Annotated in this window: 18 protein-coding genes; 16 read left to right on the forward strand and 2 right to left on the reverse strand. The window is 43.8% G+C overall.

The genetic code is table 11. From position 1 onward, the window contains the following. Positions 1 to 79 precede the first annotated feature (79 nt). On the forward strand, positions 80 to 1,975 hold the full coding sequence (locus tag O3602_RS07240; protein ID WP_037608265.1) for a M13 family metallopeptidase: 1,896 nt from the start codon (positions 80 to 82) through the stop codon (positions 1,973 to 1,975). Between the two features lie 404 nt (positions 1,976 to 2,379). Continuing rightward, positions 2,380 to 3,471 (forward strand): glycerol dehydrogenase, encoded by a 1,092-nt coding sequence (locus tag O3602_RS07245; RefSeq protein ID WP_070674705.1) that lies wholly within the window; start codon positions 2,380 to 2,382, stop codon positions 3,469 to 3,471. 58 nt (positions 3,472 to 3,529) lie between these two features. On the opposite strand, the gene O3602_RS07250 is transcribed toward O3602_RS07245, so the two are convergent. Beyond that, the gene (locus tag O3602_RS07250; protein WP_371611427.1) at positions 3,530 to 4,852 is read right to left on the reverse strand and encodes a DUF1958 domain-containing protein; all 1,323 of its coding nucleotides are present in this window, start codon (positions 4,850 to 4,852) and stop codon (positions 3,530 to 3,532) included. A 164-nt stretch (positions 4,853 to 5,016) separates the two neighbouring features. Between O3602_RS07250 and O3602_RS07255 the strand changes: the two genes are divergently transcribed. The 9 genes from O3602_RS07255 (at position 5,017) to glmS (ending at position 18,164) form a co-directional block, all read left to right on the forward strand. After that, entirely contained in the window at positions 5,017 to 6,993 is a 1,977-nt protein-coding gene (locus tag O3602_RS07255; protein ID WP_134974661.1) for a peptide ABC transporter substrate-binding protein, read from the forward strand. A 123-nt stretch (positions 6,994 to 7,116) separates the two neighbouring features. Further along, positions 7,117 to 9,618, forward strand: coding sequence for a leucine--tRNA ligase (gene leuS, locus O3602_RS07260; protein WP_371611428.1), 2,502 nt, complete (start codon positions 7,117 to 7,119; stop codon positions 9,616 to 9,618). A 417-nt stretch (positions 9,619 to 10,035) separates the two neighbouring features. After that, the gene (locus O3602_RS07265; RefSeq protein WP_371611429.1) at positions 10,036 to 10,485 is read left to right on the forward strand and encodes a MarR family winged helix-turn-helix transcriptional regulator; all 450 of its coding nucleotides are present in this window, start codon (positions 10,036 to 10,038) and stop codon (positions 10,483 to 10,485) included. Between the two features lie 17 nt (positions 10,486 to 10,502). Beyond that, positions 10,503 to 11,357, forward strand: coding sequence for an SDR family oxidoreductase (locus tag O3602_RS07270; protein ID WP_371611430.1), 855 nt, complete (start codon positions 10,503 to 10,505; stop codon positions 11,355 to 11,357). After that, the gene (locus tag O3602_RS07275) at positions 11,350 to 12,078 is read left to right on the forward strand and encodes an ATP-binding cassette domain-containing protein (protein WP_371611431.1); all 729 of its coding nucleotides are present in this window, start codon (positions 11,350 to 11,352) and stop codon (positions 12,076 to 12,078) included. Before O3602_RS07270 ends, O3602_RS07275 begins: the two co-directional genes overlap by 8 nt. After that, on the forward strand, positions 12,071 to 13,591 hold the full coding sequence (locus tag O3602_RS07280; RefSeq protein WP_371611432.1) for an ABC transporter permease/substrate-binding protein: 1,521 nt from the start codon (positions 12,071 to 12,073) through the stop codon (positions 13,589 to 13,591). Before O3602_RS07275 ends, O3602_RS07280 begins: the two co-directional genes overlap by 8 nt. A gap of 176 nt (positions 13,592 to 13,767) precedes the next feature. Continuing rightward, a complete protein-coding gene (locus O3602_RS07285) occupies positions 13,768 to 14,463 on the forward strand; it encodes a gamma-glutamyl-gamma-aminobutyrate hydrolase family protein (protein WP_371611433.1) in 696 nt (231 codons plus the stop codon). A 133-nt stretch (positions 14,464 to 14,596) separates the two neighbouring features. Further along, a complete protein-coding gene (locus O3602_RS07290) occupies positions 14,597 to 15,982 on the forward strand; it encodes a glycoside hydrolase family 1 protein (protein ID WP_371611434.1) in 1,386 nt (461 codons plus the stop codon). Positions 15,983 to 16,355: 373 nt separating this feature from the next. Next, on the forward strand, positions 16,356 to 18,164 hold the full coding sequence (glmS, locus tag O3602_RS07295) for a glutamine--fructose-6-phosphate transaminase (isomerizing) (protein WP_070590387.1): 1,809 nt from the start codon (positions 16,356 to 16,358) through the stop codon (positions 18,162 to 18,164). 57 nt (positions 18,165 to 18,221) lie between these two features. Here glmS and O3602_RS07300 read toward each other — a convergent pair whose 3' ends face one another. Beyond that, complete coding sequence (locus O3602_RS07300) at positions 18,222 to 19,079, reverse strand: 5'-nucleotidase, lipoprotein e(P4) family (RefSeq protein ID WP_371611435.1); 858 nt, start codon at positions 19,077 to 19,079, stop codon at positions 18,222 to 18,224. Positions 19,080 to 19,506: 427 nt separating this feature from the next. Here O3602_RS07300 and O3602_RS07305 point away from each other — a divergent pair, with 427 nt between their 5' ends. The 5 genes from O3602_RS07305 (at position 19,507) to O3602_RS07325 (ending at position 23,500) form a co-directional block, all read left to right on the forward strand. Next, positions 19,507 to 20,517, forward strand: a complete 1,011-nt coding sequence (locus O3602_RS07305) for a uroporphyrinogen decarboxylase family protein (RefSeq protein WP_371611436.1) — start codon at positions 19,507 to 19,509, stop codon at positions 20,515 to 20,517. Positions 20,518 to 20,534: 17 nt separating this feature from the next. Then, positions 20,535 to 20,735 carry a hypothetical protein gene (locus tag O3602_RS07310; protein ID WP_371611437.1) on the forward strand — a complete coding sequence of 67 codons (201 nt, stop codon included), beginning with the start codon at positions 20,535 to 20,537 and terminating at the stop codon, positions 20,733 to 20,735. A gap of 98 nt (positions 20,736 to 20,833) precedes the next feature. Then, positions 20,834 to 21,835 (forward strand): uroporphyrinogen decarboxylase family protein, encoded by a 1,002-nt coding sequence (locus O3602_RS07315; protein WP_371611438.1) that lies wholly within the window; start codon positions 20,834 to 20,836, stop codon positions 21,833 to 21,835. Between the two features lie 27 nt (positions 21,836 to 21,862). Further along, positions 21,863 to 22,741, forward strand: coding sequence for a transporter substrate-binding domain-containing protein (locus O3602_RS07320; RefSeq protein WP_049498064.1), 879 nt, complete (start codon positions 21,863 to 21,865; stop codon positions 22,739 to 22,741). A gap of 66 nt (positions 22,742 to 22,807) precedes the next feature. Continuing rightward, entirely contained in the window at positions 22,808 to 23,500 is a 693-nt protein-coding gene (locus O3602_RS07325; RefSeq protein WP_003004525.1) for an amino acid ABC transporter permease, read from the forward strand. The last annotated feature ends 2 nt before the right edge of the window (positions 23,501 to 23,502 follow it).

The following is a 23,502-nucleotide window of genomic DNA, read 5'->3' on the forward strand; positions in this document are numbered from 1 at the left end:
AGATTAACTTACTTGTAATCATTGAAAAAAGTTCCTATTTTTGATAAGGTTATTAGAAAAGAATGAAAGCGAGAAGATCATGGTACGTTTACAAGATGATTTTTATGATTACGTCAATGGGGAATGGGCTGAGACAGCTGTGATTCCTGATGACAAACCGTCAACTGGTGGTTTTATGGACTTGATCCAAGACATCGAAAACTTGATGTTGGATATCACTGGAAAATGGCAACGGGGAGAAGAGCTGCCTGAAGATAGCATTCTGCAAAACTTTGTCAAATACCATAAAATGGTGGCAGATTTTGATGCGCGAGAAGCAGCTGGTGTGGCACCAGTCATGCCCTTGATCAATGAAATTAAGGCTCTGTCTTCTTTTGAAGACTATACCAGCAAGTTGGGGACCTATGAACTAGCTGGCAAACCAAATCTCATGCCATTTAGCGTGTCACCAGACTTTATGAATGCCCAAATGAATGTCTTGTGGGGAGAGTCTCTTGCTCTCATCTTGCCAGATACAACCTATTATGAAGAAGGCAACGAAAAAGGCCCAGAATTACTGGCTATCTGGCGCCAAATGATGGAAAAACTCTTACCTAAATTTGAATTCTCAGAGGAAGAAATCAAGGATATCCTGGATAAGGTCATTGCGGCGGATGCAGAATTGGCCAAATATGTTTTGTCAAATGAAGAAAGATCAGAGTACAACAAACTCTATCATCCTTATGAGTGGGCAGATTTCAAGGCCTTGGTCCCAGAATTGCCACTCGATGCCTTCTTTACTGAAGTGATCGGACAAACACCAGATAAAATCATCGTGCCAGAAGAGCGTTTCTGGAAGGAATTCGCACCAAAATACTACTCGGCAGCCAACTGGGAAACCATTCATGCCAAATTGAAACTTGGTGCAGCTTTAGATTGGACGTCTTTCTTGACGGAAGAAATCCGTGTCTTGTCTGGTGAATATGGACGGATCATCACGGGGATTCCAGAACCTCGTCCAAAAGAAAAAGCCGCTCTGGCCTTGGCAGAAGGACCTTATAGCCAGGCACTTGGACTCTGGTATGCGGGAGAAAAATTCTCACCAGAAGCAAAAGCAGACGTAGAGCATAAAGTAGCGACCATGATTGACGTCTATAAGGAGCGCTTAGAAAAAGCAGACTGGCTCGCTCCTGAAACTCGTGAAAAAGCCATTGTCAAACTCAATGTCATCACACCACATATCGGCTACCCTGAAAAATTACCAGAAACATACGCCAAAAAGATCATCGACGAAAGCAAGACCTTGGTTGAAAATGCTCAAGCCCTTTACGAAATTTCCATTGCCCATACTTGGAGCAAGTGGAACCAACCGGTTGATCGAAGCGAATGGCACATGCCAGCCCATCTGGTCAATGCCTACTATGATCCGCAACAGAACCAAATCGTCTTCCCAGCAGCGATTTTACAAGCACCTTTCTATGACCTTCACCAATCATCATCAGCCAACTACGGCGGAATCGGTGCAGTCATTGCCCATGAAATCTCCCACGCCTTTGACACCAATGGTGCTTCCTTTGATGAGCACGGTAGCTTGAAAGACTGGTGGAAGCCAGAAGATTACGAAGCCTTTACCGCTCGGACTCAAAAAGTCATCGATCAGTTTGAAGGACAAGACTCTTACGGTGCCAAGATCAACGGGAAATTGACCGTTTCTGAAAACGTAGCAGACCTCGGTGGTATCGCTGCAGCCCTTGAAGCCGCTAAGAAAGAGGAAGATTTCTCAGCAGAAGAATTCTTCACCAACTTTGCTCGCATCTGGCGCATGAAAGCTCGGACAGAGTACATGCAACTCCTCGCAAGTGTCGATGTCCATGCACCAGGAAAACTTCGCACCAATGTCCAATTACCAAACTTTGACGAATTCTTTGAAACCTTTGATGTCAAAGAAGGCGACGGCATGTGGCGCGCACCAGAAGATCGTGTGATCATTTGGTAAATCAAGATACTAAGCCCGTAAAAAAAGCGAGAAGAAAATAGGAGATTGACCATGTGGGCCATGCCCACCAGGCAATCTCTCTTTTTCTCGACGCTTTTAGGGCGAGTTCAATTTCGCGATACTAGTTTTGTTGATCAAAGGAAGTAGTCTCGACTTCAGTTAAGCCATTGATTGATTTTCTCAATGCTTGTAAAAAAATAAAAATCCCAAAAGCCAAGTTTCAATCTACTGAAACTAGCTTTGGGGATTTTTGATAATAAGATTCATCAAATGAAAATGAAACGCTTCCAATGACTGCGTGAACAGATAAATTTAATTGATTGGAGCCTTGTATAATTCTTTGAATTTCATAGAAATAAATGCTACTATGGGTGTGAACTAAATAAATTTTAAAGGAGCAGACTATGAGAAATTTTGCAAGTCCGTCACGTTACATTCAAGGGGAAAATGCCTTGTTTGAAAATGCGCAATCTATTTCAGAATTAGGGACTCACCCTGTTTTACTATGTGATTCAGTGGTTTATGATATCGTAGGGAAACGTTTTGAAGAATACCTTGGTCAAAATGGGCTTACGGTTTTGCCAGTCTTCTTTAATGGAGAAGCTTCTGATAACGAAATCAATCGTGTGGTTAGTTTGGCAGAAGAAAATGGCTGTGATTTGGTCATTGGACTTGGTGGAGGAAAGACCATTGATAGTGCTAAAGCTATTGCTGATCTTTTAAAATCACCAGTTGTGATTGCCCCTACCATTGCCTCTACAGATGCTCCTGTTTCCGCCTTATCTGTTATCTATACAGATGAGGGTGCCTTTGAGCGCTATATTTTCTACTCTAAAAACCCAGAATTAGTCTTGGTGGATAGTAAAGTGATCTCTCAAGCACCAAAACGCTTGCTCGCTTCTGGTATCGCAGATGGTCTAGCAACTTGGGTCGAAGCGCGTGCGGTGATGCAAGCGAATGGAAAAACCATGTTGGGTCAACGACAAACCTTAGCGGGTGTCGCCATTGCACAACGTTGTGAAGAAACCTTATTTGCAGACGGTCTTCAAGCCATGGCTGCTTGTGAAGCCAAAGTTGTAACCCCTGCTCTTGAAAACATTATTGAAGCTAATACCCTTCTCAGTGGTATTGGATTTGAAAGTGGGGGATTAGCTGCTGCCCATGCCATCCATAATGGCTTTACAGCCCTTACTGGGGACATCCACCATTTAACTCACGGTGAAAAAGTAGCCTACGGAACGCTCGTTCAATTGTTCTTGGAAAACCGTCCGAAGGAAGAATTGAATAAATACATTCGTTTCTATCAACAAATCGGTATGCCAACCACTCTGAAAGAAATGCATCTTGAAACTGCAAGTTATGAAGATCTTCTCAAGGTTGGCCAACAGGCCACCATCGAAGGAGAAACCATCCATCAAATGCCATTTGAAGTGAAGGCTTCTGATATTGCCCAAGCCATCGTAGCAGTAGATGCCTACGTTCAAGGTTTGGCCTAAGATGACTTTGTCGACAAACCAAGAACTCCCATACCTTATGGTAATGGGAGTTCTTTTTCTATTTTCTTCTTTTTGGATCGGTTTGTTTAAAGATCAGGTATAAAATTCCGGCAGGCAGGAAGCAGAAGAGCCACATGATATCGAGTCCTTTGCTTTTACTGCTAGAGGTCGTTGTTTTAGACTCACTTACGGCCACTCCCGCTTTAATACTTGGAGATACCTGTTGCAAGCCGTTCTGAACGACTAGGCGGTTGTCTTCCAGTTTAAGGGCTGGCTTCGTCCCCTTCTTAACGGTCGCATAGAAGTCTTGCTTCAAGTGAATGGTCTTCCCGTCGATGGTATGATCGCCTGCAGAAAGGATTTTTTTATACTGGTAGTCTGCGAACATTTTCTCAGCCAAGGTATTCCCGATTTGATTGCGGTAACTTTCGGCGATCTCGACATCGTAGTTTCCAACCCCCAAAATGACTTCGATAATCCGCTGTTTACCCCGCTTGGTTGTCGCGGTGTAGTTGTAGTCAGCAGTCGGGCTGGATCCAGTTTTGAGTCCATCTGTTCCTTTAAGGGCGAATTTTCCACCTTCGAGGGAAGTATTGTAGTTATCGTAGCTTTGCTCGTAGGGGGTTCCTTCCATGATCGTAGTGTGAGCTTGCTTGGTGTATTCCAACATTTCTGGCAGGTCGTTTACGATGTGATAAGCCAGAATAGACATGTCCCGCGCTGTGATTTCGTTATTCGCATTGACATCGTAGCGCTGAGGATTGTAGTAGCCCTGAAGGACCGAGATCATCGCCCCATTTGGATTGTGCCATTTGGTATGGCTCATCCCCATTTCTTGCGCGTACTGATTCATTAAGTCCAAAAACTTATCGGGATCATTGTCAGTGACGGCGTTGGCGAGCATAATCACGGCCGCACTGGAAGATGGAACAAAGAGCATCTTGATCAATTCAGATACTTTGTAGTCAACACCAGCTACAATAGGTGAGTTACTTAAAAGATTGTTTTCCGAGATGGCTTGATCTGCCTCTGTTGCTGTGACAACGGTATCGTACTTGATCTTGCCTTCTTTGAGGGCCCGAAAGACCACATAGGCACTCATGAGCTTGGCCATGCTTCCGGAGTCCCGGACCGTGTCGATATTGTCTCCGTACAAAATAGCTCCAGTATTGGCGTCGATGACGATGTCAGCCTTAGGCTTGTAAAAATCGTCCAATACCAGTCCAGCATCAGCTGCGATTTTCATGACATCTTCTTGCTGGTAGATGTCGTCCGCAAAAGCAGTGGAAATAGGACCTAATGTCAAGACTCCTACAAGGAGGGACAAGAGGCTGTGTTTTAGTCGTTTGTGTAAATGTCTCCCATGATTCATAGATTCCATTATATCATACATGCCAGGGATTCAACTTTAAAAAATTCTAGAAAAAGAAGAAATTGAAAAAATAAAGAAGAAATAGAATAATTTCGCAGTAAAAGCGTTTACATTTCCCTAGAAAGTGCTATAATTTAAATTGAGTATAACATTTTTACAATGAGGTGATTTATATGAACAAAGGAAAGGTACTCTTAGCTACCAGCGCTCTGCTTTTATCAGCTGGTGTACTGGCAGCCTGCTCAGGTGGAAAATCTGGAAGTTCTGGCGAACAGACTTTTAGCTATGTCTATACCCAGGATCCAGATACCCTCGACTATTCGATTTCTAATAAAAAATCGACTTCCGAGTTTACAGGAAATGCGATAGATGGCTTGTTGGAAGTGGACAAGTATGGGAATTTGATTCCGTCGCTTGCTAAAGACTGGACGGTTTCCAAGGATGGCTTGACCTATACTTATAAACTCCGTAAAGGGGTCAAATGGATGACTTCTGAAGGGGAAGAATATGGAGAAGTCAAGGCCCAAGACTTTGTCACAGGTCTCAAGCACGCAGCAGACAAGAAATCACAAGCAATTTACTTGGTCCAAAAATCTGTCAAAGGCTTGGATGATTATGTTTCAGGGAAGACATCTGATTTTTCAACAGTTGGTGTAAAAGCTATTGACGATTACACCGTTCAATATACCTTGAGCCAACCAGAAAGTTTCTGGAATTCTAAGACTACGATGGGGATCTTGATGCCGGTTAATGGAGAATTCCTGAAATCTAAGGGAGATAACTATGGTCAAGGGACTTCTCCGTCTAGTATCCTCTACTGCGGTCCTTATTTGATTAAATCCATCACTTCTAAATCTTCTGCGATATTGGAAAAGAACCCAACCTACTGGGATGCGGATAATGTTAAGATCAGTAAAGTGAAGCTGACCTATTATGATGGACAAGACTCAGAGTCCTTGATTCGTGGATTTGATAACGGCGATTATACAGTTGCCCGTGTTTTCCCAAATGGTTCCAACTATAAGAGTGTAGAGAAGAAGCATAAGGACGACATTGTCTATACTGACCAAGGTTCCTCAACCTACAACCTTTCCTTCAACATTGACCGTCAGGCCTATGAAATCACAAAGAAGACTACTGATACTCAAAAGACTTCAACTAAGAAAGCAATCTTAAATAAGGACTTCCGTCAAGCCATTATGTTTGCCTTTAACCGCAAGGCTTATGTAGCGCAAACTAACGGGGAAGCGGGTGCCAATAAGGTCATCCGTAATACCTTTACGCCACCAAACTTTGTCCAAATCGATGGCAAACAATTTGGTGATGCAGTAGAAAAAGACTTGGAAGCTTATGGGGATGAATGGAAAGGGGTCTCTGTCGCAGATGGAAAAGACACCCTCTACAATCCAACCAAGGCCAAAGAAGAGTTTGCCAAAGCCAAGGCAGATTTGCAAGCTCAAGGAGTTGAATTCCCAATTCATTTGGACCTTCCAACTTCTTCAACTTATACAGAAGGGATCAAACAAGCTCAATCCTTTAAACAGTCAGTTGAATCTACACTAGGAGCAGAAAATATTGTCATTGATTTGAATATGATTTCTGAAGATGATCTGCAACGGGTGACTTACTTTGCTGAAAGTGCTTCGCAACAAGACTGGGATTTGAACAATAACTTGGGTTGGGGACCAGACTATACGGACCCATCTTCTTACATCGATATCACTAGTGGTAAATCCGGCGAAAACGCCAATTCTTACTTTGGATTCGATGCTGGTACGGATAATGCAGCCGCAAAAGCAGCTGGTTTTGATGAATATGATCAATTGATCGAAGATGCGCACAATGAAACCAAAGATGTGAACAAGCGTTACGAAAAATATGCTGCCGCTCAAGCTTGGTTGACCGATAGTGCCCTCTTGATTCCGATCCATTCAGATGGAGCTTCTCCAGTCGTTCGTAAGACTGTACCATACTCTGCAGCCTTTGCTTGGACAGGCCACAAGGGTCAATCCTTCAACTATAAATATTTAGAAGTTCAAGACAAGGTCGTATCGGCTAAAGACTACGACAAAGCGCGTGATCAATGGAAGAAAGAAAAAGAAAAATCCAATAAAAAAGCGCAAGAAGAACTTGAAAAGCATGTGAAATAGACTTTTCTTGAAGAAAACAGGAAAGACAGGTCCCGTATGGGACCTGTCTTTTTCTTTGTCTGAACCTTTAAAAATCGCCTAAAAATGGTATAATAGGAGCATCACGAAAATTGGAGAGACGCTATGAGTTTTTACAATCATAAAGAAATCGAGCCTAAGTGGCAAAAATACTGGGCTGACCATCACACCTTTAAGACAGGAACAGATGCTTCAAAACCTAAGTTTTATGCATTGGACATGTTCCCTTATCCATCTGGAGCTGGTCTTCACGTAGGACACCCAGAAGGCTACACAGCAACAGATATCCTTAGCCGTTTCAAACGTGCGCAAGGTTACAATGTCCTTCACCCAATGGGATGGGATGCTTTTGGTTTGCCTGCTGAGCAATACGCTATGGATACAGGGAATGACCCAGCGGAATTCACAGCAGAAAACATCGCTAACTTCAAACGCCAAATCAATGCGCTTGGATTCTCTTATGACTGGGACCGTGAAGTCAATACGACAGATCCAAACTACTACAAGTGGACGCAATGGATCTTCACTAAGCTTTACGAAAAAGGTTTGGCTTATGAAGCTGAAGTACCAGTAAACTGGGTTGAGGAACTAGGAACAGCTATCGCTAACGAAGAAGTTCTTCCAGATGGAACCTCTGAGCGTGGTGGCTATCCAGTTGTCCGCAAACCAATGCGCCAATGGATGCTTAAAATCACTGCCTATGCGGAACGTTTGCTCAACGACTTGGATGACCTTGACTGGCCAGAGTCTATCAAGGACATGCAACGCAACTGGATTGGGAAATCAACTGGTGCCAATGTCACTTTCAAAGTAAAAGGAACAGACAAGGAATTCACAGTCTTTACCACTCGTCCAGATACTCTTTTTGGTGCAACCTTCACTGTTTTGGCTCCTGAGCATGAACTAGTAGATGCGATCACAACACCTGAACAAGCTGAGGCTGTAGCTGACTACAAACACCAAGCCAGCCTTAAATCAGACTTGGCTCGTACAGACCTTGCTAAGGAAAAAACAGGGGTTTGGACTGGTGCTTATGCCGTCAACCCTGTCAATGGGAAAGAAATCCCAATCTGGATTGCGGACTATGTTCTTGCCAGCTACGGAACAGGTGCCGTCATGGCCGTACCTGCCCACGATGAGCGTGACTGGGAATTTGCAAAACAGTTTGGTCTTCCAATCGTAGAAGTCTTGGAAGGTGGCAATGTTGAAGAGGCTGCTTACACAGAAGATGGCCTTCACGTCAACTCTGATTTCTTGAACGGTCTCAACAAAGAAGAAGCGATTGCTAAAATTGTGGCTTGGCTAGAAGAAAAAGGCTTTGGTCAAGAAAAGGTGACCTACCGTCTCCGCGACTGGCTCTTTAGCCGTCAACGTTACTGGGGTGAACCAATCCCAATCATTCATTGGGAAGATGGGACTTCGACAGCTGTTCCAGAAAGTGAACTCCCACTTGTCTTGCCAGTAACTAAGGACATCCGCCCTTCAGGTACTGGGGAAAGCCCATTGGCTAACTTGACAGACTGGCTGGAAGTGACTCGTGAGGATGGTGTCAAAGGTCGTCGTGAGACGAATACGATGCCACAATGGGCCGGTTCAAGCTGGTACTACCTTCGCTATATCGATCCACACAACACTGAGAAATTGGCTGACGAGGACCTTCTCAAACAATGGTTGCCAGTCGATATCTACGTAGGTGGTGCAGAACACGCTGTGCTTCACTTGCTCTACGCTCGTTTCTGGCATAAATTCCTCTATGACCTTGGTGTTGTACCGACTAAGGAGCCATTCCAAAAACTCTTTAACCAAGGAATGATCTTGGGAACCAGCTACCGTGACCACCGTGGCGCTCTTGTGGCAACTGACAAGGTTGAAAAACGTGACGGTTCCTTCTTCCATGTGGAAACAGGAGAAGAGTTGGAGCAAGCACCAGCTAAGATGTCGAAATCCCTCAAGAATGTGGTCAACCCAGACGATGTGGTGGAACAATACGGTGCCGATACCCTTCGTGTCTATGAAATGTTCATGGGACCACTCGATGCTTCTATCGCTTGGTCTGAAGAAGGTCTGGAAGGAAGCCGTAAATTCCTTGACCGTGTTTACCGTTTGATTACAAGTAAAGAAATTGTTGCGGATAACAATGGTGCTCTTGACAAGGTCTATAACGAAACTGTTAAGGCTGTCACTGAGCAAATCGAGTCGATGAAATTCAACACAGCCATTGCCCAACTCATGGTCTTTGTCAATGCGGCGAATAAGGAAGACAAACTCTATGTGGATTATGCCAAAGGCTTTATCCAATTGATCGCCCCATTTGCTCCTCACTTGGCAGAAGAACTCTGGCAAACAGTGGCAGCAACAGGCGAGTCTATCTCTTATGTGGCTTGGCCAACATGGGACGAAAGCAAATTGGTTGAAGACGAAATCGAAATTGTCGTTCAAATCAAAGGTAAAGTCCGTGCTAAACTCATGGTTGCAAAAGACCTTTCACGCGAAGAATTGCAAGAAGTTGCTCTCTCTGACGAAAAAGTCAAAGCAGAGATTGATGGCAAGGAAATCGTGAAAGTGATTAGTGTCCCTAATAAACTTGTTAATATCGTTGTTAAATAAAAATAAATCCTTCGGAGCTTAGCTCTGGAGGATTTTTTGTGAAAAGGCGAAAGACTCGGTTTGAAAATAGTTGTTGGTTGGATGTGTGATATCAAAAAAGCTTCGGTAGGAAGAACCCTACCGAGGCTTTTAAAAAATATTTTCTATCATACAGTTAACAGATGATCACATCGTAAAACCAAGTATCGTTACAAAAGGAGTTTAACATTTGTTACTATTATAGCGAAATTTTGACCGTATTCCAAAGAAGATTGTGTAAAAGGGGTAAAAAAGTCTGGTCATTTGGAGCTGTGCAAGAATCTTTTGAAGAGCCTCTTGTCAAAAAAAATACTATTTCTATATCGAAATAGTTGACGGATGTAACAGGAAGTGGTACAATGACTTTGATATTTCGATATAGAAGAAAAAGGAGACGAAATGAACAAAATGATAGGGGGCTACCAAGCTTTACAGATACGCTTATTGAACGGGCGACTTTTTCAAAAACTCTTGAGCAAGGAACCAGATGCTCAATACAGAAGTGAACAGGGGAAAATTTTAACGATTTTGTGGAAGCAAGAGTTGGGGTGCGCTACTGCGACCGATATCGCTCTTGCGACGGGTCTAGCCAATAATACATTGACCAGTATGGTTAAGAAATTGGAAGAACAAGGCTTGGTTACGATTCAACCTTGCACACAGGATAAAAGGAAAAAATATATTTCTTTGACAGACCTCGGTTGGGCGCAAAAAGAAATTGGAGATCGTGTCAGCAAAGAACTGGGCGAGATTTTCTACCAAGGCTTTTCAGATCAAGAAATCCGAGAATTTGAAGCCTATCAAGAGCGTATTATTGACAATCTAAAAGCTAAAGAGAGTGAATTATAGTAGAGGGGAAAATGCTTATGATTGGAATTACAGGTGTAACAGGGAAATTAGGTTCCTATGTGGCTGATCTTGTCGATCAGCAAGGAATTGCTTCTATCCATCTGGCAAGAAGCCCAGAGCGTGCAAAAGTCTACGCGTCTGCGGAAATCCGTAAAATAGTGTATACCAATACTCCAAAAGTGGTTGAGGCCTTGAAGGGGGTCGATATCTTGTTGATGGTCTCTGCTCGGGAAAATCCAGAGCGTGTTGAGGAACACAAGAGTCTTTTAGATGTCGCAAAGCTTGCTGGGGTGCAGCATATTGTTTATACCTCCTTTTATGGGGCAGATGAGAAGGCAACTTTTACATTGTCTCGAGATCATGCCCAGACGGAAGCCTATATCAAGGAGTTGGGGTTCACCTACACTTTTTTGAGAGATAATTTTTACTTGGACTTCTTGATTGATATGGCGCTTGAAAATGGAGAGATTCGTGGTCCAGCAGGAAGTGGGAAGGTTTCAGCAGTTGCCCGTAAGGACACATCTAGTGTTGCAGCAGAGATTCTTTTACATGCTAAGAAATGGGAAAATCAAACCTTGAATTTGACAGGGCCAGAGGATCTTTCCATGGAAGAAATCGTAGCGCTTCTCTCAAAAGAGAGCGGTAAAACCATCGCGTATGTGGATGAATCAGTAGAAGAAGCCTATGAGTCACGGAAAAAATGGCCAGCACAAACTTGGGAGTATGATGCCTGGGTCAGTACCTTTACAGCGATTAAAGCTGGAGAACAAGCTGGGGTTTCAACAGATGTCGAAAAAGTCCTAGGGTATCCAGCAAGTAGCTTATTGGATATTCTTAGAGACAGAAAACTTATTGAGGAAAAATATGATTGAATACAAAAATGTAGTGCTGCGCTACACGGAAAAGGACATTTTGAAAGATGTCAATCTCCGCATTGAAAATGGAGAATTTATGGTTCTTGTGGGACCTTCAGGATCTGGAAAGACCACCATGATCAAGATGGTGAACCGTCTCTTGGAGCCGACGGATGGCAATATCTATATGGATGGGAAACGCATCAAAGAATATGACGAACGGGAGTTACGTCTCAGTACCGGCTATGTCCTTCAAGCCATTGCCCTATTTCCAAACTTGACCGTTGCTGAAAATATTGCTCTGATTCCTGAGATGAAGGGCTGGACTAAAGAACAAATTGCTTCTAAAACAGAAGAACTATTGGCCAAGGTGGGGCTACCTGCTGCAGATTATGCTCATCGTTTACCAAGCGAGTTATCTGGTGGCGAGCAACAGCGGATTGGTATTGTGCGGGCTATCATTGGGGAACCAAAGATTCTATTGATGGACGAGCCTTTTTCAGCCTTGGATGCCATCTCCCGTAAGCAGTTGCAGGCTTTGACTAAAAAATTGCACAAAGAGTTTGGTATGACCACCATCTTCGTTACCCATGATACGGACGAGGCTTTAAAATTAGGCGACCGGATTGCAGTACTGCAAGAAGGAGAGATTGTACAAGTAGCGGATTCTGAGACCATTCTTGCCCAGCCAGCCAACGACTTTGTCGCAGATCTATTTGGAGGTGCTCACCATGTCTAAACTACTTGCAACCTTTCAAGAACGCTTTGGCGACTGGGTCACTGCACTGGGGCAACATTTGCAACTGTCATTACTGACCTTGCTTCTTGCGATTTTTCTGGCTGTTCCATTAGCTATTTATTTAAGTACACGCAAGAGAGCCAGCAACTGGGTCTTACAGTTAGCTGGGATCTTCCAGACCATTCCTTCCATGGCTCTTTTGGGCCTCTTCATTCCCATCATGGGAATCGGGACGCTTCCGGCCTTAACAGCTCTCGTCATCTATGCCATTTTCCCCATCCTTCAAAATACCATCACCGGTTTGCAAGGGATAGATCCAAGCCTCGAAGAAGCAGGAATTGCCTTTGGGATGACCAAGTGGGAGCGACTCAAGAAGTTCGAGATTCCCTTGGCCATGCCTGTTATCATGTCTGGGATTCGGACGGCAGCCGTGATGATTATCGGCACAGCTACTCTAGCTGCCTTGATTGGAGCAGGGGGACTTGGTTCCTTTATCCTTCTGGGGATTGACCGCAATAATGCCAGTCTGATTTTGATCGGTGCCCTATCTTCTGCCTTCTTGGCCATCGCCTTTAACCTTCTTCTCAAATGGATGGAAAAGGCCAAATTACGGACCATCTTTGCAGCCTTTGCTGTGATGGTTATTGGATTAGGAGCTTCTTATACGCCAAGTCTTCTTCCCAAACCGAAAAAAGAAAACCTGGTCATCGCTGGAAAGTTAGGACCAGAACCTGAAATTCTAGCCAATATGTATAAGATCTTGATCGAGAAAAATACGGATATGACAGTGACTGTCAAACCGAATTTTGGCAAGACCACCTTCCTCTATGAAGCCCTGAAAAAAGGGGATATCGCTATCTATCCAGAGTTTACAGGTACGGTGACCGAAAGTCTCCTCAAGCCAGCACCACAAGTCAGTCATGATCCAGAAGCAGTCTACAAAGCTGCTCGAGATGGGATCAAGCGACAAGACGACCTGGCCTTGCTCAAACCTATGGCTTATCAAAATACCTATGCTGTAGCAGTGCCTAAGAAAATTGCCCAAGAATATGGACTCAAGACCATTTCAGATTTGAAAAAGGTGGAAGGACAACTCAAGGCAGGCTTTACGCTTGAGTTTAACGACCGCGAAGACGGAGACAAGGGCTTGCAGAAGGTCTATGGTCTCCACTTACAAGTCTCCACCATGGAGCCAGCCCTTCGCTACCAGGCGATCCAGTCTGGGGATATTCAAATAACGGATGCCTACTCAACAGATGCTGAACTTGCTCGCTATGACCTGGTGGTCCTCGAAGATGACAAACAACTCTTCCCACCTTATCAAGGGGCGCCCCTCATGAAAGAAGCTCTTCTTAAGAAACATCCCGAATTGGAAGGTGTGCTTAATAAGCTAGCTGGTAAAATCACTGAAAGCCAGATGAGCCAGATGAACTACCAAGTCGGAGTAGAAGGCAAGCCTGCTGCTAAAGTAGCGCATGACTTTTTGGTAAAAGAAGGGTTGATGAAAAATTAACAAACCATTCTCAAGTCTTTGCACTTGAGAATTTTTTAATAGAAAGCAATTTCATATCTTTTCAGCAAGCTTTTGGGTTAGAAGGGGAGACCTTCCTTCAAAAAAACTCCATTGAGTCTAGCTTAAAATTGTGTTACAATAAGCCTTGAAAATGAATGAAAGTATATGGAAAAAGTATGAAAATAAGACCAGTGATTGGAATTACAGGAAATGAAAGACCCTTCCCAGATGATCCAGACGCGAATATGAGCTATGCGGCGACTGGTTTTGTCGAAGCGGTCAAAGAGGCAGGAGGGATTCCCTTGATCTTGCCAATTGGAGATGCGGCCTTGGCTAAAGACTATATATCGATGATTGATAAGCTCGTCATCACCGGTGGACAAAATGTCTTGCCCAAGTTTTACGGAGAAGAAATCACCATCGACAGTGATGACTACCTCTTGAAACGCGATCTCTTTGAGTTGGCCTTGATTGAAGAGGCGCGTGCGGCTAAAAAAGCGATCTTTACCGTTTGTCGTGGGACCCAGCTCTATAATGTCGCTCTAGGGGGAACGCTGTATCAAGACATTGAACACCATTGGCAGGACAATCCAGGTCAGTACACCAGCCAAGAGTTGGTGACCAAGGATCAGACGGTTCTGCAAGAGATCTATGGTAAGACCAGTCGCATCAATTCTTTCCATCATCAAAGTATTAAAGACTTGGCAGATGGCCTAGAGGTGATCGCGCGGGATCCTAAAGATGACGTCATAGAAGCCGTTCAATCCACAGATGAGAGTCGTTTCCTCGGCGTTCAGTGGCATCCAGAACTGCGTTTTGACAAGAGCCTAGCAGATCGAAAACTCTTTGAATATGTCGTGAATGAATTATAAAGAGGACCAGCCCCTTAGGAATTTTTCCTAAGGGGCTTTTTCTTTAATCTGCGTAAGAAAGACTGTAAATTGTGCCTAGGTTTTGGGGGAGGATGCGCTACAATAGAGCTAGTAGAATGAGGAGGATTAGGACATGTATCAATTTCCAAAGGATTTTTTATGGGGGAGTTCGACCTCGGGCCCTCAAACAGAAGGACGTCTAGCCCAGGATGGAAAGGGAGACAATCTCTGGGATTACTGGTATAGGATCGAGCCCAACCGCTTTTATCAAGGGCAAGGACCAGAGAAAACATCGACTTTTTATGAACACTGGGAAGAAGATCTGGACCTCTTGTTAGAAACCGGCCACACCGCCTTTCGGACCTCTATCCAGTGGTCCCGCATTTTCCCAGAAGGACGAGGGGAGATCAACCAAGCAGGCGTTGATTTCTACCGCCGTATCTTTGAAAAGATAAAGGAAAAAGGGATTCACCTCTTGGTCAACCTCTATCATTTTGATTTGCCGATGGCTCTTCAAGAGCAAGGGGATGGTTGGGAAAATAAAGAAACCGCCTATGCTTATCAGGAATATGCGCGTTTTTGTTTCAAGACCTATGGAGATCTGGTCGATCAGTGGATCACCTTTAATGAACCCATTGTCCCTGTGGAGTTTGGTTATTTTTATGATGCCCATTTTCCTCATAAGGTAGACGCAGCAGCAGCTGTAAAAGTAGCCTACCACACCCAGTTAGCAAGCTCTCTAGCAGTGAAGGCCTGTCATGAGGTGGATCCTAACTATCGTATTGGGATTGTGCTCAATTTGACACCAGCCTATCCTCGGAGCCAGCATCCAGAAGATGTGAAAGCTGCGCGCATTGCCGAGCTCTTTCAAGCCAAATCCTTCTTAGATCCATCTGTTCTTGGTCATTATCCTGAAGAATTAGTGGAGATCCTACGGGAGCGTGATCTCTTGCCGGATTATGATCCCTTTGAATTGCGCTTGATCGAGGAAAATACGGTGGATTACCTAGGGGTTAACTATTACCAACCACTCCGTGTGGCAGCACCTCGTTATGCTCCAAATCCAGCTTCTCCCCTACTCTTTGAACAATTTTATGAACCCTATGTCATGCCAGGTCGCAAGATCAATCCCCACCGAGGTTGGGAAATCTATGAGCAAGGCTTGTATGACATTGCCCAAAATATCAAGGAAAACTATGGCAATATCGAGTGGATCCTGACCGAAAACGGGATGGGGGTTGAAGGAGAGGAAAAATTCCGCAAGGATGGCGTGATCCAAGACGACTACCGGATTGACTTTGTCAAAGACCATCTTCGTGAGCTCCACCGGGCTATTCAAGATGGTGCCAACTGTAAAGGCTATTTGATCTGGACCTTTATTGACTGCTGGTCTTGGCTCAATGGTTACAAGAACCGATATGGCTTGGTTGAGTTGGACCTCGAAAGTCAAAAACGAACCCTCAAAAAATCCGGCCATTGGTTTAAAGAATTAAGCCAAGCCAATGGATTTGAAGACTAAATCAAAATCCGCAGCCTGTGTTCTGTTCAATTTGAGCCTCCTCACATTGTCGTTTTAAAGATTGGAGTCAAACAGTTTCCCAAACGGTTTGACTCTCAATCATTCCGAATGTCTGAAACCAATATGTTTCAGGCATTTTTCTTACAGTGGAAAGTTTCTCAAATGACTTTGTCTCTAATCTTAACGCTAACTTAACTAGACCAATTTTCTTGAATTTCCTAGTTGACAAACTAGAAGAAGCATTGTATACTGACTCCGCTGGTTGCTTTTTGGTCAAATTAGACTAGACCAATTTTGAAGTAACTGAGAAATCGACCATGAGTCGTTTGACTAAGTAAAGGGGAAAGTATAGCAAGGCTATATCGTAAAAACTATGTGCGGAATCGTTGGTGTTGTAGGAAATACAAATGCTACTGATATTTTGATTCAAGGACTTGAAAAACTCGAATACCGAGGCTATGACTCTGCGGGTGTTTTCCTAGCTAGTGAAGGCAAGAGCCAATTGGTAAAGGCAGTTGGTCGCATTGCAGAATTGTCGTCTAAGGCAGAAGGTGTCGAAGGGACAGCTGGGATTGGACATACCCGTTGGGCCACTCATGGAAAACCAACTGAGGACAATGCCCACCCACACCGCTCTGAAACAGGTCGCTTTGTGTTGGTCCACAATGGGGTGATTGAAAACTACCTTGAAATCAAGGAAGAATACCTAGCAGGTCACCATTTCAAGGGGCAAACAGATACAGAAATCGCAGCCCACTTGATCGGAAAATTTGCTGAAGAAGATGGCTTATCTACGCTTGAAGCTTTCAAAAAAGCCCTCCACATCATCCGTGGAGCCTATGCTTTTGCTTTGATGGATGCGGAAGATCCAAGCACCATCTATGTCGCAAAAAATAAATCACCACTCTTGATCGGTCTTGGCGATGGCTACAATATGGTCTGCTCTGATGCTATGGCCATGATTCGTGAAACCAACCAATACATGGAAATCCATGACCAAGAGTTGGTCATTGTCAAGGCTGACAGCGTTGAAGTGCAAGACTATGATGGAAACGTCAAAGAACGGGCTAGCTATACGGCTGAACTTGACCTTTCTGATATTGGAAAAGGAACTTACCCATACTACATGCTCAAAGAAATCGATGAGCAACCAACCGTCATGCGTAAGTTGATCCAAGCCTATACAGATGAATCTGGTCAAGTAGTGGTAGATCCAGCTATTATCAAGGCTGTTCAGGAAGCAGACCGCATCTATATCCTTGCGGCTGGTACCTCTTACCATGCTGGATTTGCTTCTAAAAAAATGTTAGAAGAGTTGACAGATACTCCAGTAGAACTCGGTATTTCATCTGAGTGGGGGTATGGTATGCCACTTCTCAGCAAGAAACCACTCTTCATCTTTATCAGCCAATCTGGTGAAACAGCCGATAGCCGTCAAGTATTGGTCAAAGCCAATGAAATGGGCATCCCAAGCTTGACAGTGACCAATGTTCCGGGTTCAACTCTTTCACGTGAAGCAGACATGACCATGTTGCTCCATGCTGGTCCTGAAATTGCGGTAGCTTCTACTAAGGCTTATACGGCTCAAATCGCAGCCCTTGCCTTTCTGGCTAAAGCTGTTGGGGAAGCCAATGGCAATGAGAAGGCCAAAGCCTTTGATTTGGTGCACGAATTGTCTATCGTTGCCCAATCGATCGAATCAACCCTTTCAGAAAAAGAAGTGATCGACGAAAAAGTTCGTGGCTTGTTGGAAACAACCCGCAATGCTTTCTATATCGGACGTGGCCAAGATTACTATGTTGCCATGGAAGCTAGTCTGAAACTAAAAGAAATTTCTTACATCCAATGTGAAGGCTTCGCTGCGGGTGAGTTGAAACACGGTACCATCGCTCTGATCGAAGACGGTACACCGGTTATCGCCCTCTTGTCTGATCCAGTCCTAGCCAGCCACACACGTGGGAACATCCAAGAAGTGGCAGCACGTGGGGCTCATGTTTTAACCATTGCAGAAGAAAATGTCGCTAAAGAGACAGATGATTTGGTCTTGACAGCGGTTCACCCTTACCTCTCTCCAATCTCAATGGTGGTGCCAACCCAATTGATTGCCTACTTTGCAACCCTTCATCGTGGGCTCGATGTCGACAAACCACGGAACCTTGCTAAGTCTGTAACAGTTGAATAAACTTGTCGATATAGAAAAAACATCCTCGTTAGGTTTTTCCTAACGAGGATATTTGTTTTATTTGTCAAAACCTTGCAAGGCTTTGAGGCGTTCTTCTGTTTGTCCCTTGGCGTCTAGTTTTTTACCTTGGTAAACAGCTGATTCCCATGATCCGTACATTGGATTTGGGAAGATGATGAATTTTTCACCAAATTCTTTTTGCAATTCGTCCAATTTCTTGTCGCGATCAGCTTCAGAGGTCTTAGAGAAGTCTGCAAAGTCGACCAGGTTGTCCCCGAAGAGCAAGACAAGGTTGGTCTTTTCTTGTACAGCTTGGCGACGGCCTTCTTTTGATTTGACGCCATCTTCTAAGAACATGAGGTGGTCACGTCCTTGAACAGGAATGCCTTCTTTTTCAAGGTTTTTGATGGTATCATCTACTTGAGAGGTTGTACGGTCAGAAATGTAGTAGATTTGAACCCCGTTTTGATCCGCATATTGAAGGAAATCTTTGGCACCTGGCACCGCTTTTGCGGCTGCTTTTTTCACCCAAACATCCCAATCTTTAGGATTGAAGGCCGTACCATCTTTGACGTTTTGAACTTGGTAAGGGCTGTTGTCTAAAACAGTTTCGTCCAAATCCAAGACGATGGAATAAGGCTTATCAGAAGGAGTTTGAAGGATCTCTTTCAAGCGGTCAGTAGCGACATTGTAGCCTTGTAAATACAAAGCCTTGGTTTCTGCTGCCTTTTGGTACCAGAGGACAGACATGGTATTTTCTTGTGAGCGCTGTTGATCATAGGTCATCGTCACCTGATTTTTAGAGCTGCTTGCTTTTGTCTCTTGCGTTTTAGTGGTGTTGCTTCCACAACTTGTCAGTAAAATGACAGAAGCAAGAGCAGAAACGATGGTAAAGGTGGTTTTTGTTGTTTTCATAAACCGTACACTCCTTAAAATTATTCTACAAAAATTATACTCTTTTCAATCTTGCCTGACAAGAAAGAGGAGAAGGGGATCCAGGGAATGGTAAAATGAATAGGAAGAAAGAAATGTTGATATGAAGGGCTTTTTCACCTCAATAGATGCCATTTTTCAGCTTAAAAGAAGGGGTATAGTTTTATGCTATAACCGGATCAAAAAAAGATCAAAGCAGCTCTTTTCTTTTAAAATGAAACAATCGAGAAAGATACTCGCAAGTCCCTATTTTCAAGGACTTGCCTTTTTTTGATGCCTTTCTCAATAAAGAAATTTTAAGGCCTTGATAGGGAAAATATATTAGTCAGCCACTTTTCGAGGTGATATCATGGTTACAAATTCCAGAAGGGAAGCAGTTAGTCTTTCTTTTGGAGAAAAGATGAGGAGGATGTACAGTATGAGTAAAAAAGAATTGGTTCTTCGTGCCATTCGAGGCGAAACAGTAGAACGAATCCCTGTAGGATTTTGGCTCCATTATGTGACCCAAGAAGAAAAAGAATTGGGGCTAGACAATCCGGCTGTAGTAGAAAAAAGTATTCAAGGACACCAACACTATGTTGAAGAAATTTCACCTGATTTTGTCAAGATCATGAGCGATGGCTTCTTCCGCTATCCGAGTGCACTTTATTCGAAAGAGATCACATCAATCAAAGAATTGAAGGATATTCAGCCCATCGGGGAGCATCATCCTTGGATTGAAAAACAAATTGAAGTGGTCAAGGAAATTCGTTCTCATTTCCATGAAGAGATTGCTTCTTTCTACAATATTTTCTCGCCCATTTCTTATTTGAAACGCTGGTTCCGTACGGATCAATCCCGTGGAGACCAAGTGATTGCAGACTTTATCAAGGAAGATCCAGAAACTTTAGCTCATGTCCTTGACGTGATTGCAGGAGATATCGCTACTTTAAGTCGCCGCTTGATCCAAGAAGCAGGTGTTGAAGGGATTTACTTCTCAACCCAGCAGGTCCAAGATGAGCGTGTGACAGATGAAGAATACCGCAAGATCATTGAACCGAGCAATATCGCTGTCCTAGAAGCGGCCAATGAAGCTGGAGGCATCAATATCCTTCATATCTGTGGTTTTGAAGGGGCCAGCAATGAAGTGGAGCTCTTCAAGGATTATCCAGCCCAAGTCATTAACTGGGCGACCCATCATGAAGGCCTTAGCCTAGCCGCAGGTCGTAAACTTTTCGGCGATCGTGCCGTTTTGGGTGGCTTTGTCAATGGCAAGAAAGGCTTGCTCTACCAAGGGGAACGAGAAGCGATCGAGCAAGAAACGCGTCGCTTGGTGGCAGAAGCTGGAAGCCGTGGTTTGATCCTTGGAGCAGACTGTACCGTGCCAGATGATTTCCAATTGGAACGCTTAGACTGGGTGCGTCAGGCGGCTGTATTGTAAGAAGAAAGGAGAGGGAGATGAAAAAGATCAATATTTGGTGTATCGTGGTAACCGTTTTGTTTTTGCTTCTAGGGCTCAGTAAAGTCGCTCTAGCAAGCAGTCAGGGGAAAGTAAAAAAAGATCCAGATATGGCAAGACTGGAGAAGATTCCAGCTCATAGTTTCTCCCTCATCCGCCCATCTGACCTAGCAGGAATTCTACTCCTTGAAGATCAGTGATAAAAAAAGATGAAGAGCTTGATAAAAAATATATATTAGTCAAACAATTATCGAAGTGATAAGATAACAAACAAGAAAAGATAGAACGAGGTAAGAACATGTCATCAAAAAGAGAATTAGTGTTAAAAGCTTTTAAAGGAGAAGCAGTTGACCGTGTGCCAGTTGGATTTTGGCATCATTTTACAACAGAAGAAGAATGGTTGAAAGGATTTTCTAATCCGGAAATTATTGAAAAAAACCTGAATGGCCATAAAAACTTCCTTCACAAGGTCAAACCAGACTTTGTCAAACTCATGAGCGATGGTTACTTTGCTTATCCAAACCCAGCCATCCACAAAGGCCTTGAAAATATCTCTGACTTAGCAGGGATTGAACCACTCGGAGCCGATCATCCATGGATCACAGAGCAGGTAGAGCTCGTTAAAAAAATCCGTGCCGGTTTTGAAGAAGACATTGTGGCTATCTACAATATCTTTGCTCCGGTGACCTACTTCAAATGGTTGGTCGGAGAAGTTTCAGGAGGAGATGACTTGATCGCAAACTTTATCGATCAAGATGCAGCAACTCTTAAAAAAGTATTGGATACGATTGGCCAAGATATTGCAAGTTTGAGCCAACGAATCATCAAAGAAGCAGGAGCAGACGGGATCTACCTCAGTGTTCAAAGTATCCAAGATGCGCGGGTTACACAAGAAGTTTATAAAAACATTATTGCACCGAGTGAACTCCATGTCTTAGAAACAGCCAATGAAGCCGGTGGCGTAAATATCCTTCATATTTGTGGCTACGAAGGAGCTCGCAATGATATCCACCTCTTCACAGACTACCCAGCCCAAGTCATTAACTGGGCAGTCGGACCAGAAGGAATCAGCCTAGCAGAAGGACGCGAAATCTTCGGTGGACGTACGGTTCTTGGTGGCTTTGAAAATGGCAAAAATGGTCTTCTCTACACAGGAGACAAGGCTGCCATCCAAGCAGAAACCAAGCGTATCATCGCAGAAACAGGAACGACAGGCTTGGTCATCGGTGCCGATTGTACCATTCCAAGTGACATTGATGAAGAACGAATCGAATGGGTTCGTGAAGCTGCAGCAGAATAAGGAAAATAGAAAAAGGGAGAACAAAGTATGAGTAAAAAAACATGGATTATCGGTGGGGTGGCCGTTCTTGCCATTGCAGGTGCAACCATTCTTGGACGGAGCTTGAACCATGCAAACGACAGCAAAGGCTCAACAGGATCGAACAAGGTAACAACCTTGAAAGTAGCCCACACGCAAAACTATGTACCGTATGATTTCGTTGATGAAAAAGGAGAATCAGATGGCTATGAAGTAGCCGTTCTCAAAGCCATTGACGAAAAACTACCAGACTACAAGTTTGAGTACACTGGAACAAGTGATGACGATCTCTTGATCGGTCTAGAATCTGGTAAATACGATATCGGAACTAAAGGAGCTTGGTATACCGAAGAACGTGCCAAGAAATTTATCATTCCAAAAGAACCAATCGGTGCAAGTATCATCGGATTTACCGTCCGGAAAGAAGATGCGAACAAATACAAGAACATCGATGACTTCGCTAAAGAAAAAGGAAAATTGGTTCCAATTTCACCACAAAATGCACAATGGAATGTTATTAAAGAATACAATGAAAAGCATAAGGACCAACAAATCGAATTAACAGCTGCGGAATCTTTCAAAGTCGCAGATGCCTATGCTTGGGTTCTTGAAGGACGTTACGATGCCTTCTTTGACATCAAACTTTCCTTTGAAAAAGCTGTCACAGATAAAGATGGTTCTTACCACCAATATGCGGACAAACTGAGCTGGTTTGCCTACAAAGGAATTCCAACTTACCCATTGATCCATAAGGATAAGAAAAACGAAAAATTTGCGGAAGAATACAGCAAGGCCATCAAAGAATTAGAAAAAGATGGCACACTTGCTAAATTGTCGAAAAAATATTTCGGTGAAGATGTCTTCAGTTATGTAGATAAAGAGAAATAAGATGAAACTGGGTGCGCATAGCCCCAGCTTCCTTATTTCTATACGGATACAGAAAGGAAAAGAAACATGGTCTCATACGACATTTCCAAGGTCTGGTCATTTCTTCCAACCTTGGTCCAAGCTCTACCAGCGACCCTAGCTTTGATGGTTTTAACGACGGTTCTCGGTTCTGCATTTGGCTTGGTTTTGACCTGGGCACAAGTATCAGAAGATAAGGTAGGAGCAGGTCTGGCAAAAGGTTATGTCTTTACCTTGCGTTGTACCCCTCCGATTGTCTTGCTCTTTTTGGTCTTTTATGGACTTCCCCAATTTTTGAACTGGTGGTTGGGCATTGACATTGACCACTGGTCCAAGTTTGTCTTTGTCCTTGTTGCCATGTTTCTTCTCTTTGCTGCGATGATCTCTGAGGTCTTCAAGGCAGCCTATTTGGCCATTCCAAAAGGTCAGATGGAAGCGGGCTTGAGTATCGGCTTGACGCCAGCTCAAACCATTTGGCGGATTGTCCTTCCCCAAGCCTTTCGCGTGGCTCTTCCAAATATGACAACTGCCATCTTGAACCTCATGCGCGATGCCGCTTTGGCTTATACCATTGGCTTTATCGATATCATGGGAGCAGGCAACAACTTGATCAGCCGCAATCTTGGGAATTATTCCCTCGAAACGTATACAGCTGTAGCAGTGATCTACTGGGGAATTGCCCTTGTGATCTCCTTCTCCGCTCAACTCCTTGAGAAACGACTCAGTGTAACAGAAAGGTAGCT

The organism is Streptococcus sp. 27098_8_186, from assembly GCF_041432055.1.
In the GTDB taxonomy this organism is placed as follows: Bacteria; Bacillota; Bacilli; order Lactobacillales; family Streptococcaceae; genus Streptococcus; species Streptococcus dentalis.

What these genes read in the sequence shown, in the direction of transcription:
- O3602_RS07240 (WP_037608265.1), top strand. Translation starts at nt 80, where the DNA reads ATGGTACGTTTACAAGATGATTTTTATGATTACGTCAATGGGGAATGG.
- O3602_RS07245 (WP_070674705.1), top strand. Translation starts at nt 2,380, where the DNA reads ATGAGAAATTTTGCAAGTCCGTCACGTTACATTCAAGGGGAAAATGCC.
- O3602_RS07250 (WP_371611427.1), bottom strand. Translation starts at nt 4,852, where the DNA reads ATGGAATCTATGAATCATGGGAGACATTTACACAAACGACTAAAACAC.
- O3602_RS07255 (WP_134974661.1), top strand. Translation starts at nt 5,017, where the DNA reads ATGAACAAAGGAAAGGTACTCTTAGCTACCAGCGCTCTGCTTTTATCA.
- leuS (WP_371611428.1), top strand. Translation starts at nt 7,117, where the DNA reads ATGAGTTTTTACAATCATAAAGAAATCGAGCCTAAGTGGCAAAAATAC.
- O3602_RS07265 (WP_371611429.1), top strand. Translation starts at nt 10,036, where the DNA reads ATGAACAAAATGATAGGGGGCTACCAAGCTTTACAGATACGCTTATTG.
- O3602_RS07270 (WP_371611430.1), top strand. Translation starts at nt 10,503, where the DNA reads ATGATTGGAATTACAGGTGTAACAGGGAAATTAGGTTCCTATGTGGCT.
- O3602_RS07275 (WP_371611431.1), top strand. Translation starts at nt 11,350, where the DNA reads ATGATTGAATACAAAAATGTAGTGCTGCGCTACACGGAAAAGGACATT.
- O3602_RS07280 (WP_371611432.1), top strand. Translation starts at nt 12,071, where the DNA reads ATGTCTAAACTACTTGCAACCTTTCAAGAACGCTTTGGCGACTGGGTC.
- O3602_RS07285 (WP_371611433.1), top strand. Translation starts at nt 13,768, where the DNA reads ATGAAAATAAGACCAGTGATTGGAATTACAGGAAATGAAAGACCCTTC.
- O3602_RS07290 (WP_371611434.1), top strand. Translation starts at nt 14,597, where the DNA reads ATGTATCAATTTCCAAAGGATTTTTTATGGGGGAGTTCGACCTCGGGC.
- glmS (WP_070590387.1), top strand. Translation starts at nt 16,356, where the DNA reads ATGTGCGGAATCGTTGGTGTTGTAGGAAATACAAATGCTACTGATATT.
- O3602_RS07300 (WP_371611435.1), bottom strand. Translation starts at nt 19,079, where the DNA reads ATGAAAACAACAAAAACCACCTTTACCATCGTTTCTGCTCTTGCTTCT.
- O3602_RS07305 (WP_371611436.1), top strand. Translation starts at nt 19,507, where the DNA reads ATGTACAGTATGAGTAAAAAAGAATTGGTTCTTCGTGCCATTCGAGGC.
- O3602_RS07310 (WP_371611437.1), top strand. Translation starts at nt 20,535, where the DNA reads ATGAAAAAGATCAATATTTGGTGTATCGTGGTAACCGTTTTGTTTTTG.
- O3602_RS07315 (WP_371611438.1), top strand. Translation starts at nt 20,834, where the DNA reads ATGTCATCAAAAAGAGAATTAGTGTTAAAAGCTTTTAAAGGAGAAGCA.
- O3602_RS07320 (WP_049498064.1), top strand. Translation starts at nt 21,863, where the DNA reads ATGAGTAAAAAAACATGGATTATCGGTGGGGTGGCCGTTCTTGCCATT.
- O3602_RS07325 (WP_003004525.1), top strand. Translation starts at nt 22,808, where the DNA reads ATGGTCTCATACGACATTTCCAAGGTCTGGTCATTTCTTCCAACCTTG.